The 12,474-nt window shown below is 59.8% G+C and carries 11 protein-coding genes and 1 pseudogene; 5 read left to right on the top strand and 7 right to left on the bottom strand.

The annotated features are described in order from the left end of the window. Positions 1-75: 75 nt before the first annotated feature. Entirely contained in the window at positions 76-1,035 is a 960-nt protein-coding gene (gene kdgK1, locus VI234_RS10610) for a bifunctional 2-dehydro-3-deoxygluconokinase/2-dehydro-3-deoxygalactonokinase (protein WP_336329962.1), read from the bottom strand. Positions 1,036-1,371: 336 nt separating this feature from the next. Here kdgK1 and VI234_RS10605 point away from each other — a divergent pair, with 336 nt between their 5' ends. From VI234_RS10605 to VI234_RS10595, 3 genes are read left to right on the top strand one after another with little or no spacing between them, the layout of a single operon-like run. Continuing rightward, a complete protein-coding gene (locus tag VI234_RS10605) occupies positions 1,372-2,580 on the top strand; it encodes an ABC transporter substrate-binding protein (protein WP_008309632.1) in 1,209 nt (402 codons plus the stop codon). A 2-nt stretch (positions 2,581-2,582) separates the two neighbouring features. After that, positions 2,583-4,505: a HAMP domain-containing protein gene (locus VI234_RS10600; protein ID WP_336329961.1), complete on the top strand. Its 1,923-nt coding sequence runs from the start codon at positions 2,583-2,585 to the stop codon at positions 4,503-4,505. A gap of 47 nt (positions 4,506-4,552) precedes the next feature. After that, positions 4,553-4,978, top strand: a complete 426-nt coding sequence (locus VI234_RS10595; protein ID WP_336329960.1) for a hypothetical protein — start codon at positions 4,553-4,555, stop codon at positions 4,976-4,978. Positions 4,979-5,359: 381 nt separating this feature from the next. On the opposite strand, the gene VI234_RS10590 is transcribed toward VI234_RS10595, so the two are convergent. Next, a complete protein-coding gene (locus VI234_RS10590; protein WP_336329959.1) occupies positions 5,360-5,482 on the bottom strand; it encodes a hypothetical protein in 123 nt (40 codons plus the stop codon). A gap of 1,175 nt (positions 5,483-6,657) precedes the next feature. On the opposite strand from VI234_RS10590, the gene VI234_RS10585 reads away from it, so the two are divergent. Both VI234_RS10585 and VI234_RS10580 read left to right on the top strand, forming a co-directional pair. Beyond that, positions 6,658-7,071 carry a DUF5805 domain-containing protein gene (locus VI234_RS10585; RefSeq protein WP_008309641.1) on the top strand — a complete coding sequence of 138 codons (414 nt, stop codon included), beginning with the start codon at positions 6,658-6,660 and terminating at the stop codon, positions 7,069-7,071. Then, on the top strand, positions 7,068-8,105 hold the full coding sequence (locus VI234_RS10580) for a tyrosine-type recombinase/integrase (protein WP_336329958.1): 1,038 nt from the start codon (positions 7,068-7,070) through the stop codon (positions 8,103-8,105). The genes VI234_RS10585 and VI234_RS10580 overlap by 4 nt, the downstream gene beginning before the upstream one ends. A gap of 351 nt (positions 8,106-8,456) precedes the next feature. On the opposite strand, the gene VI234_RS10575 is transcribed toward VI234_RS10580, so the two are convergent. The 5 genes and pseudogenes from VI234_RS10575 to VI234_RS10555 form a co-directional block, all read right to left on the bottom strand. After that, positions 8,457-9,173, bottom strand: coding sequence for a helix-turn-helix domain-containing protein (locus VI234_RS10575; protein WP_008309643.1), 717 nt, complete (start codon positions 9,171-9,173; stop codon positions 8,457-8,459). Positions 9,174-9,215: 42 nt separating this feature from the next. After that, positions 9,216-10,202, bottom strand: a complete 987-nt coding sequence (locus VI234_RS10570; protein WP_336329957.1) for an amino acid ABC transporter permease — start codon at positions 10,200-10,202, stop codon at positions 9,216-9,218. Continuing rightward, positions 10,199-10,951, bottom strand: a complete 753-nt coding sequence (locus tag VI234_RS10565) for an amino acid ABC transporter ATP-binding protein (protein ID WP_336329956.1) — start codon at positions 10,949-10,951, stop codon at positions 10,199-10,201. Before VI234_RS10565 ends, VI234_RS10570 begins: the two co-directional genes overlap by 4 nt. After that, positions 10,948-11,628, bottom strand: a pseudogene (locus VI234_RS10560) (amino acid ABC transporter permease). Before VI234_RS10560 ends, VI234_RS10565 begins: the two are co-directional and overlap by 4 nt. 4 nt (positions 11,629-11,632) lie before the next feature. Beyond that, positions 11,633-12,421 (bottom strand): transporter substrate-binding domain-containing protein, encoded by a 789-nt coding sequence (locus tag VI234_RS10555; RefSeq protein WP_336329955.1) that lies wholly within the window; start codon positions 12,419-12,421, stop codon positions 11,633-11,635. Positions 12,422-12,474: the final 53 nt, after the last annotated feature.

Here is a 12,474-nt window from a genome sequence, read left to right as displayed (position 1 = left end):
CAGTTTACAGCGTTCATAGTTAATCATACCCTGCCGTTCCCCGCGAAGGGATAAGAACCTTGCTGGACGGCGTAGCTACCGCGAAATCGCTTCCGTGTCGCCGCTGAGAACCGAACGGATTTCCTCGGGCGACACGACGGCAATATCACCTGGAATCGTCCGTTTGAGTGCGGCTGTCGCGGCACCCCAGGCGAGCCCGTCTGCAACGGTGCCATCGGAGAGATACTGCGAGAGGAAACCGCCGACGAAGGAGTCGCCGGTCCCGACCGGATGTGCGTCGGTCGACTCGAACGTCGGTTGCTCCGTTACAGTCCCGTCGGCAAGCGCGAGCGCCCCGTCGCTGCCACGGGTGATTACTGTTGCTTCGAACCCGTATTCGGCGGCGAGGTCCCGGGCAATCGTTTCCGCGTCACCGCTCCGGTCTAACACGACGTTCGCGTCGCGTTCGGCGACCACAAGCACGTCGACAGACGGGAATAGCTCGGTCAGGACTGCGCGGGCTTCCGCCGGCGTCCAGAGCTTCGAGCGGTAGTTCAGGTCGAGGCTCGTGGTCGTGCCCGCGTCCTGTGCGAGCGAGAGGAGGTCAGTAGTGGTCGATTCGAGCGTCTCCGAGAGCGCTGGCGTGATACCCGAAGTGTGGAATCCCGCGGCGTCCGCGATGGTCTCCGTCGGAAGCTCCCCCGGTGTGGCGGTCGTGACACTGGCGCTCTGGCGATCGTAGATAACATCGTTGCCCCGCGGTGGACTACCCTGCTCCAGATAGTAGGTTCCCTGTCGGGCGCTGTCCGAGTCGTCCCAGGCGACATCGACCGATACGCCATGGTGTTTGAGTTCTCCCGTGACTCGGCGACCGACCGGTGAGTCGGGGAGCTTTGAGGCCCACAATACATCGAGCCCAAGCCGTTGAGCAGCGACCGCGACGTTTGACTCCGCACCAGCCGCCCTGACGGTGTACTGGTCTGCGGTCTCCAGTCGCTCGTCGTCAGGTGGCGACAACCGCAACATCGTCTCACCGAACGTAACTAACTCCGTCATATCCGACGTTGCTCACTGGCTGGGTATAAATCCCGGAGAACCCGTCGTCTAACGGACCTGTTAATTACACCTTACTGGGGTGGAGGGCGTTAGCTCGTATTTTTCGTCATGGGTTATGGACAGTATAAGTTTTCTCCAAAAGTTTATGTGCTATACTAATTTAGACATGCCAGTATGGATTCAGGGAGAGATGGTGGTGGGCCGTCCGTCTTTAGGCGGAACCTACTCCGTTCGATTGGTGCGGCCGGACTGGCCGGACTTGCAGGCTGTGGTGGCAGCGAGGGAGTGACAGATGGGGACGGGACGCCGACCCCAACGCCAGTTGGAAACTTTCCGGTGTCCGGGGATTCGGTGACGTTCGGTTTCAACGTCGCTTCCTCCGGGGCGTACTCAACGGCCGGCAAGCAGGAGCTCCGAGGTTTCAAACTCGCGGTCAAGCACATTAACAACGGTGGTGGGTGGGTAACGAGCGAGCAGTACGAGTCACCGCTGGACGGTGACGGACTTCTCGATAAGGATGTCGAATTCGCTGTCGAAGACACGGGTGGCAGTTCAGATACCGCCCGGAGCAACGCACAGCGGCTTGTTGATAGTGAGGAGGTGATTATGCTTGCTGGCGGAACGTCCAGCAATTCCGGCCTGGCCAATCAGGAGGTTGCCGCGCAGAACCAGGTCGTGTATATGGCGACGATGGCCAACGCGAACTCGCTGACGGGTATCGACTGCAACCGGTACTCCTTCCGCGAGATGTACAACAACCACATGGCGGCCAAAGCGCTGGCTCCGGCCCTCAGTAACGAGTTCGGAGACGACGTCAATTACGTCAAGATCTCCCAGGACAATGAGTGGGGACAGACGCTCCGGGATGAGATGGATACAGCCCTCGGAAATCTCGGCTGGGCACCTGTTTGGGACACAACTGCACAGGTCGGGACGACCGACTACTCTCAGTACGCAGAAGACATCGAGTCGGTCGATTTCGACGTGATCGTGCTCGGACTGGGGGGCCTCGACGCAGTAAACGCACTCAGAGCGTTCCGGGAGGAGTTCCCGGAGTCGAATATCGTCCTTCCGATAGCCTCGAAAGATATTGCCCGGACCGCAGGCGATGCGATAGAGGGTGTTATCGGGACGGTCGCCTGGAGCCCGGCAATCAACTCGCCGCTGTCTGATACCTTCCGAGAATCGTTCCGTGAGGAGTACGGCAGTTCGACGGGGACCTCGAAATCAGCGTCCCCATCAGGAGCAGCCCACATCGCGTATACGCAAACGCTGCAATACGCCAGTGCAGCCGAGCGGGCGGGAACGTTCAATCCGATCGATGTCATCGGAGCGCTCGAAGGACACGAGTACGATGCCGGTCTCGGACCGCAGACGCTCCGAGCCTGTGATCACCAGGCGATGCGCCGGGTGCCAGTCGTGAAAGGAAAGCCAGAGGTTCAGCAGTCCTACGGCACCTACTACGGCCTGATTGGGGAACCAGCGGATGTACAGTACGCATGCGACAGCGGTCCAGCGGCTAACTGCTCGCTTGGAGGGAACTAGCTATGAGTTCAGGAGACACACAGATACCAGACAGTTCAGAAAACGATTCGAACGCCTCCGGTGGGATTCTTGCAACAGTCGTCCCGGATTTCATCCGGCGAAACTTCGCACTCAAATTCGGTATCGTCCTCTTCGTTATGGCGCTGTCGGTTGGGCTCATCGGCCTTGCCGCGACAGAGCAAGTCAAGGACTACACGGAACAACAGGTTCTGAGCGACTACGAAAACGCCGCCGCACAGGAAGCTGACATCCTGTCACAGTGGGTTGACCGGAATAGGTTGTCAACACAGTTTGTCTCCTCTGACGACGTTTGGGCCAGTAGTGATACTGAAGACATCAATATCGAACTCAACAATCGGAAAGCCGCCTTGTCCGCAGATGCTGCCGACATCCATCTGGTCGAACGGAATGCCGGCCAATCCCAGGTTGTCGCCAGCACATCTAACTCACAGGTGCTAACTAACTCGGCGCTCGAATCGACGAGCAGGGCCTGGCTTACCGGTGCGAACTTCGAAACGGCAAGCGATGTCACCGTCTCCGACGTGTACCAGACGAACTCCGGCCCGGTCGTCGGCTTCGCCAGTCCTGTCGATGCCTCACAGAACCGGTATATCCTCATCGAGTACTCGCTTGACGAGATCGCGAACTCGCTTCAGGGGAACAACAGGGCCGAAGGCGGGTTCACGCAGGTCGTCAACGGATCGGCGGTCGTCATGATCGACGAACCCAGAGACGGGAGCCGCGGCCTCGGCGAAAACATGCTGCAGTCGTATAGCTCGAACAGCCCTGCCACGGAACCGATCGACGCGGCAGATGACCTCCGCTCGTCGGAGCAACAGTCCGGCGTCACCGCCGACATGCCGGCGACTGACGTACTCAACGAGCGCTACACTGTCGGCTATGCACCGATTCAGGGCACTGACTGGGTCGTTCTCGTACACGCACCCAACTCCGCGGTCTTTGGCTTCGTCCAGAACGTCCAGCAGTACGGGCTCATCGGCACGGCACTGATGGTGTTGCTCATCGCGGGTGTCGGTGCGATACTCGGGTACAACACGGCAACGTCCATCGACCGCCTGACCCGAAAGACGGATCAGATGCGACAGGGGAACCTCGACGTCGAGATCGCCACCAGTCGTATCGACAATATCGGCCGCCTGTACAGCGGGTTCGCTGATATGCGCGACGCGCTCAAACAACAGATCAACGAGGCCGAGCGCGCACAGAAAGAGGCGGAGGTATCCCGCGCCGAAGCCCTTGAAGTCAACAAATACCTCCAGAAGAAGGCCGAAGAATTCTCCGACGTGATGGAGGAAACGGCCGCTGGAAACCTCACCGAGCGGATGGCGACCGACGGCGAGAACGAGTCGATGGACCGGATCGCCAGCGAGTTCAACGGCATGGTCGACGAACTCGAAAAGACGATCGGTCAGCTCAACAGCTTCGCCGACGAAGTCGCGGAATCCGGAGATGTCGTTCTGTCGAGTGCCGAGTCCGTCCGTGACGCGTCCGAGCAGGTGGCCGAATCCACACAGAAAATCTCCGACGACGCCTACGACCAGAAGGACCGCCTCGCGACCATCTCAGAGGACCTCGATACCCTCGTGGACACGCTCGAAGAACTGGAAGCGGACAATCCGGACATCGACCTTGGTGACTCGCTCGAGCGGTTCCGGACGGTGGCGACGACGCTACAGTCGGCAGCCGAGACAAGTGACCAGATGATGGCCGAAACCCAGACCGTGGCCGGCGCAGCCGAAGAGCAGGCTGCAGAACTCAACGAAGTGTCCTCGCGTGCCGAGCAGCTCAAACGCTACGCGAAGCCACTCGGTGACATCTTGAACCGCTTCGAGACCGAAGCCGAGCACGAGTTCGTCTTCTCGGGCGGTCCGTCACAGAGTCTGGGCGAAGAGGAAGAAGAGTAATCCGGTTCACCGAAACCGATTTTCGCGCTGGCGACGTACGGTGTTCAATGAGTGACGACGCAGGCGACATCTCTCAAGCGGAACTCGCCGAGTACTGTCGGACCCAGGCTGCGATTCTTGCCGGCCATCTGGACCAGCGCAGTGCGGAGCTCTCCGATTTGCTCGAAGAAATCGAACAGGACACTGCCAACGCTCGCGCGACATTGTCTGAAAGCCCCGAGCGTCCGGGCACCGATGCGGAAGCCGCTGTCGAAAACATCGAGGCCAAGCAGGAGCGAGCGCAGGCGAAACAGGAAGAAATCGACGAATACCGGACGCTCGCAGAAGGCTATACGGATCTTGCCGAACAACTCGCCGAAGGCTCCGGTGACCTTGAGACCGTGCTGGAGTTCGAAATCGATACCGATGCCCCGACATATTTCGACGCCGAGACAACGATTCTGGGAGTGGCGACCGGGAGTGACGGGGATTGACAGTGGAGACTCGGACCATGAACTGGCTGCTATACAGCGCTGGTTTCTGCTGATAGCCTTTGTTTTCACAGTAACCCAACGCTGACATTCGAGTAGCTCGCGGGCAGAGACTGTCCTTGCCACAGGGGTGGGCGTAACCCAGACAGCCTTTTCAGGTGTCCATCGACGTGACAGCGCGCTCTGTCCTGTCGCTCATCGGGGTCCCTGATCTCCGATCCGAGAAGGTCGAGCTGACGAAAATTCAGTATAGCGCCATGCAATTTATGCGCACCAGATGGACCACTGTGGCTGTAGTATAGGAATTACCATCAGTAATTACAACATGTTGCCTAGGAAAATCTCAGTCAGTCTGCTCCACAGTCAGCGCTCTGAGGGATCGAGCTACGAATTGAACGTCCGCTCGACGAGGTATTTGACCAGATAGAACCCACCAATAAGGGTAACAGTCATGACTACGAGTACAATCGCAATCATGAACAAAAGGACAAGTGCGTCGTTAGCCATCGGACCCACCCGCCTGAGAGAGTGCGTATCGTCGAGCGCGCATGTCGCTAGCTTCAGCCTGGACACGCTAATGAAGTAGGGTTTCCGTCCGACACTCTCCGGCGCTCGCGGTTTATACTGGGTCCACTATCGATATACCCTGGGCGATCCATGTAGAAAAGGGAGTAACAGGGCTCGAGTAGGTCACATATCTGGTTGCTGACAGCGTCCTATACCTTGCACTGAACAGAGCGTTCAGGGACGGTGGTGGAAAGCGGGACATTCCGCTCAGTCGGGAGCGGAAATATCGAATATGGCTGACCGTGACCGAAATCACCGGTACGCAGCGGTCGCTTCTGAGGAAGGCCATTCTGAATTTGGCTACGGAACCGTCGATAGGGTATTTTAACGGCGATCTGTGTTTCCCAACTGAGCCACGAAAGAACAGAACCAAATCGTGTTCTCGTTGCGAGAGGGCGCTTTTCGGCCACTGCAGCGAACCAGTGGTGTGTAGAGGGTCACGATAGCGAGGGTCGCCAAGACTGGTACTGTAGCAGCGACGGGTGCGCGCTTTAGCAGCTTGTGGAGTACACTTTGGGGTCTTGAGTCCGAGAGAGAACAGTCCCGGCATACTTAGGCAACGACGGCTTCCCCCAATAAAGTCGTAATATGGCGATTACGGTGGGACATAGACGGCCTCTCCATTTGGCAACAGCGCCAACAGGCGCGTCACCAGAAATGACACGCGTGTCATCCGGGAAAGTCGCGGCTGTCGGTATGCAGCGTGGGAGATCAAGGGGACGGTATGCAGGGAGGGTCTGCGACACCTGAGCGGTTGCGACAGACTGTCGGTCCACTGGTTTGAGTATTGGTGAGTAGCTGAACCAGGCCGGAATAGTCTCGGACCCACTCGAAGTGGTCTCTCACTAGATCAGAACGACACTGCCTCGTATTGACAAACCGTGACTGTGCTACCATACGTCTTTATCCGGGTGATGGAATGGACCGATCAGATGAGGGATAGAAATCCACGCCTATTTTGTATTTGTGTATCTGACCTCATCTACTGCTAAAATGACACTCTGTTATCAGTATCGGCGCATAGCTCCCGCAAATAGGGTGTCACACACCCAAATAAGTGTGTTTATCTCTGAGTATGGGACTACATTGAAGTCCCCGGCGTCCGAGGGTGAAATATGTCCAGTGGCAGTGAGCGAACGACGGTTCGGACGTATATTCCGGCCTACCAGAAAGAACAGTGGCAGGCCCACGCCGAGGAACTGGATATGAGTCAAAGCGAGTTCGTCCGGACGATGGTACAGGCAGGCCGAAGTGGCTTTGAGCCAGCAGCATCCGAAACAACCGAGTCGGACGCCGCTGAGAGCGAGAGCGAGGAGCCCCGTTCTCCGGACGCTACCCCCGGGGGTAACGGGCTGAAAGACCGGGTCCAGAATATTCTTGCTGACGGGGACTACTACGAGTGGGACGACCTCGTCGCCGAACTGACAGACGGTATTGAGGAGCGTCTCGAAGAGGCACTGCAGGAACTGCAGTCCAACAACAAAGTGCAGTACAGTGGGCGACACGGGGGGTACGTTCGAGACGAATGAGCACGGAGACAACCACGCCGGACGCCGAGTCGGACCCGGTCGGGTATTTCCTCGATGACATCACGTACCACGGAAAGAGCGACCGGACCCGTGCCTCCTACGAGCGCGTCCTTCGGGACTTCGAGTCCTATCTGGCGGACGGCCACCAGTCCATTCCCGTCCAGGAGGCCTCCCACAGGGACTGCATGTCATATGTCCACAGCCTCCGTGGTACCGTCGAGGAAAGCACAGTCGCGACGTATGCCTCCTATCTACACCGGTTTTTCGCGTACATGACGCAGGTGGGCGTCTTCGAATCGAACCCGATGACGCTGGTCATGGAAGAGATGGACGAGTCCATCAACACCGACCCGACCCGCCGGGAGATAGACCTCCAGTCGATGCGGACGTTCGTCGATAGCGTCTCGCATCCGCTGGAGCGGGCTGTCGTGGTGACGTTGCTGAAGACCGGGATGCGGGCCGGCGAGTTGTGTAACCTCGATATTCGTGATCTCAACCTCGAAACCCCTGGCCCCAGACCGGAGATTCCGGTCCGAGCGGGGCTTGACGGGCGTCCGGACTCGTTGTTCGTCGCGGCAGACCCGACTCTTGGCGAGGCCAGCAACGGGGAAGAGCGGACAGCGTCCAACAAGCGGAAACGGGAGACGACGATCCCTGTCGACGCCGAGCTGGCATCAGTGCTGCGACACTGGCTCGCGATTCGGCCGGACACGCAGTCCCCAGCAGCGCCGCTGTTTGTGTCTACGAGCGACAGCTGGGGGGAGCGGCTCACGCCGAATATGGTACACCACATCGTCGAATCCCACGCCCGCGAGTTCGGTTGGTACTCGGACGGTGGGGGAGCCGAAGAGAACGTTACGCCGCACTACTTCCGGCACTTCTTCACGACGCATCTCCGGGACCGGACCGGTGATCGCGGCGTCGTCAAATATCTCAGAGGCGACGTGGCACAGGACGTCATCGATACCTACACCCACGAATGGGGAACTCGGGTCAGGGATGTGTACGAGGCCGAAATTTACTCGCTACTGTGAGTTTATTGTTGGATATTCAATACTGTTGCCGCACTCCGGGTGGTGGCTGCTGAACTAATAAATCATATGGCGCTATATAGAACTGGGCGAATTCTGCTTCTCAGCTGTATTGTCTCAATGGACGATTTCGATAGCCGCATACGAGACAGGAGGTACGGCCGGATTACACTGCGGGGCCTCCCAGCAGGTAGCTCGACCGAGCAGCGCTCTGGCACGCGCTTGTCGGGGACTCCCGACCGGACTACAAGAGATCACACCGGCTCGAAATGGAACGTCCTACCGGAGCTGCAGACGCCGGGGTCACGCACGTCTCAGACGGAGACTCTACCGGATGCAGGGCCACTGATAGAGCTACTCGGGGTCCAGAAGTTTCGACTCGGCAGTTCGGAGATGTTCGAGGAGCGTGGTCTTCGAGATGTCCATCTGGGCGGCGAGCTCGCGGACCGAGATTCCACGCGGCCACTGATAGTAGCCGGCCTCGCGGGCCGCTTCAAACGCGCGCCGCTGGGCCGGCGTTAGCGAATCAGTTCGCAGCCCGCCGACTGAGCGTTCGGAGTCGCTGTCCGGCGTGACGATGGACTCGACCGACACGTCAGCGTCGGCGTCGGCTTCAACGGCATCGAGTGCGGACTGGATCTCGGGCCGCTCTCCGGTGAAACTCACTTGCCACCGTTCGCGCCCGTCTTCGATACGAACGGGCGCGCTGTGGACGAACCCGTGTTCGAGCAGCGTTGGGCAGACTAACTCGTCCGGATCGTACTCCAGCAGGAACTGTCTGACGACGGTCCCCGGCGCGTCGCGCTTGTGGCCGATGCGCGCCTGAAGCTCTTGTATCTCTCCGGCGTAGGGCGACGCACGGACCGCATCGAGGCAGTTTTCGACGTCTGACTTCGTGGCCCCATACGCCGTAAACACGCCGTTGACCGATGCTGTCGGCGACTGTACGGTCTGTTGCACCGTGTGTGCCAGAATGCCGCCATCGGTGCGGTCGGTCGCTTCGATAGCCCAGCAGTTCGGATGCCACAGGTCGAGTGTTAGCCGTGCTCCGGCGCTATCGGTTTGGCTCATGGGATGTGCTGAAATATTTGGTTGGTGGCCCTAAGAGAGTAATCATTGTCTGGTGTGTCCGACACCGGCGGTTGCAGTGTGCGATTCGACGCGGTCCATCAGTGCTGATGCCGACACGACCAGGGCCAGGTACAGTATCGCCACCAGCACGAAGAGTTCCGTGTACTGGTACGTTTCGTTAGCGATTGTACTCGTCCTGCCGTACAGTTCCTGCACAGTGATGAAACTCGCCAGCGAGGAGTACTTGATGAGGTACACGAGTTCGTTCGTCCAGCTGGGAAGCGCGAGTCGGAGGCCCTGTGGAACGACGACGTACCGTATCCCTTCGAGCTTCGAGAGCCCGATGGCGCGTGCGGCAGTCAGCTGTCCGCCGTCGACGGACTCCAGTGACGCGCGCAGATACTCGGACTGGTAGGCGGCGCTGTTCAGCGTGAAACTGATGACGGCCACCCAGAACGCCTGTGCCGGGATGAACCCGACACCGACTCCCGGCACGCCTCTGAGAACCTGCGTCAGTGAGGTCGCGAAGTAGAGGACGAACAACTGGGCGAGCAGCGGCGTCCCGCGGATGAGTTCCGTGTACGACAGGGCGAGCCAGCGGGCCCACCGCCCCCCGTACACGCGGACGACGCTGAGCGGGAGCGCTAGCGTGAACCCGAGACAGACACTGAAGACCGTCAGGAGAACGGTCGTCCAGATGCCGTGTGCCAGCGCCGGCAGGTACGCCGTCGCGTCGGCGGCAAACCGGAGCGTGTCAGCGAGCCATACGAGCGGTGCTCCGGCGACACCGAGTGGCGCGGCGAGCGAGGCGACAGTGTCCGCTGTCGTCAGAAACGGGGCCGCCGGAACGAACGGCGTGCCGCGGTCAAGCCCGAGTACCCCTGCGAGCACGAAATCGGTCGTCCAGCGAGCCAGAACCCAGACCCAGAACAGTGCCAGGCCCACTGTGAGCGGGCGGACGGTGAATACCGTCCCGACACGGTCACGGAGTCCCGGATTCGGTGACGTTGTGGATTCGGCCGTACTCATGGCGTCGCCTCGTGTGCGTGCAATCTGCTCAGGAACTGTTCGGTTCGCTCCGCTGTGGGGTTCTGGAACAGTTGCTCCGGCGGGCCGTGTTCGACGATTTCACCGTCGTCGAGGAACACGATGTCCGACGCGGCCGACCGGGCGAAATCCATCTCGTGACTGACCACGAGCATCGTGATGCCCTCCGCTGCGAGGTCGCGCATCACCTCGACGACCTCACCGACGAGTTCGGGGTCGAGCGCACTGGTCGGCTCGTCGAACAGCAACAGTTCCGGGTCCATCGCGAGTGCGCGCGCGATGCCGACGCGCTGTTTCTGGCCGCCGGAGAGTTCAGCGGGGTACGAGTCCGCCTGCTCTAGCAATCCGACCTGTTCGAGATGGGTCCGGCCGGCTTCCTCGGCGTCAGCAGCGTCCATGCCGAGTACTTTCTTCGGGCCGAGCGTGACGTTTTCGAGCGCCGTCAGATGCGCAAAGAGGTTGAAGTCCTGGAACACCATGCCGACCTGCTTTCGCAGCTCGTTGACGTCAGTGTCGGTCCCGGTCACGTCCTGTCCATCGAGGGCGATTCGGCCGCTGTTGATCTCCGTCAGTCGGTTCACACACCGGAGCAGCGTGGACTTGCCCGAGCCACTGGGGCCGATGAGGACCGTCACGTCGCCCTGCTCCATCTCGAGGCCAACGCCTTCCAGTACTTCTTCGCTCCCGTAGGACTTGTGCAGGTCGTCGATTGAGAGTAGTGGCTGTGTCATGTCGTTCCCTCCGGTACCGCGTAGTAGTCGCTGAGTCTGTCGAGTGACCGATTCGTCGCGAACGTCAGCACGAAGTAGACGAGGCTGACGGCGAGGAATATTTCGAGTGCTGCCGTCGATTGTCCGCCTTCGTAGAGGTTCTGTCCCGTCGTCAGCAGTTCACCGATTCCGATGACGATGGCGATGCTTGTGTCCTTGAGGACGATAGTGAACTCGTTCTGGAATCCAGGCACGCTCCGGCGGAGTGCTTGCGGGACGACGACGTGCCGAATCGCTTCAAACCGGGACATCGCGACGGCGCGTGCCGCCTCAAGCTGTCCGTCGTCGACGCTCTAGAGCGCACCGCGGAAGATCTGGGACTGATAGGCGGCGCTCCGGAGACCGAGCGCGATGGTCGCCGTGACAAACGCGCTACTGGAGATAGAGAGGCCGAAGTACAGAATCATAATGATGACCAGCAGCGGGGTGCCACGGAGGACGACCCCGACCTGTTCGACCAACCGCCGGGCCCTGTCCGAGCCGTACACCTCTATCGCACCGGCCGGGAACCCGACGACGAATCCCAGGAGAATACTGGAGACGGTGAGCGCGATGGTGACAGCTGTCCCGCCGAGCAACAGGCCCCAGTTGTTGGCGACGAACAGCCAGTCAGCGGTCTGGAGTAGGATTGCTGCCATGGCCTCACTTCTGTCCGAACCACTTCTCGGTCAGGTCCCGGTACGTCCCGTCGTCCTCGACAGTGGTCAGCCCGCTGTTGAGCGCACCCGCGAGTTCGTCGTTGCCGGACTGAATCCCGAAGCCGAACTGCTCGCCGGTCTCGTGGACGAACGCGGATTCGATGGGGCGGTCTGACACGAAGGAGTTCGCGACGGGGACGTCGATGATGATGACGTCGACGTTTTCGTTCAGCAGGTCCTCGACGGCGAGCACGTAGTTCCCGTACGCGTTGTAGCTCGACTCTTGAATCGTCCCCGCTTCGATGAGCTGGTCCTTGATGACGGATTCACCCGTTGTCCCCTTCTGTGCCCCGACTGACGCCCCGGAAAGGTCGTCCAGTGACGACGGCGAAAACGACCCGCTCTCCCGGACGACGATGGCCTGATTCGAACTGTAGTACGGGTCGGAGAAGTCGATCGCTTCGTCGCGGTCGTCGTTGATCGTCATGCCCGCCGCGACGACGTCGACGTTCCCGTTGTTCAGCGCAGGAATGAGTGACTTGAACTCCAGTTCTTCCCAGCCGCTCAGCTCGTACTCCGACGCCGCGATAACGGCTTCCAGCAACTCGACGTCGAAGCCGACGAGTTCGCCGTCCTGTTTCATCTCAAACGGCGGGAAGCCCGGCGCTGTTCCCGCAGTAAGCGTCTGTGAGTCCCCGCTGCCCGATTGACAGCCAGCGACCGACAGGGTCGCGACAGTGCCACCGATTGCCTGCAGATACCTCCGTCTGTCTACGCGTGCCTCTCGTGGCATAGTCCCACAGCCGAATCAATCATATTTTAACATTTCGGTTACCGCAGAAGTCG

This window comes from Haloarcula sp. CGMCC 1.2071 (genome assembly GCF_037078445.1).
GTDB classification, from domain to species: domain Archaea; phylum Halobacteriota; class Halobacteria; order Halobacteriales; family Haloarculaceae; genus Haloarcula; species Haloarcula amylolytica.
Note: the sequence above shows the minus strand (reverse complement) of the source record. Positions and strands in the feature narration are given on the sequence as shown.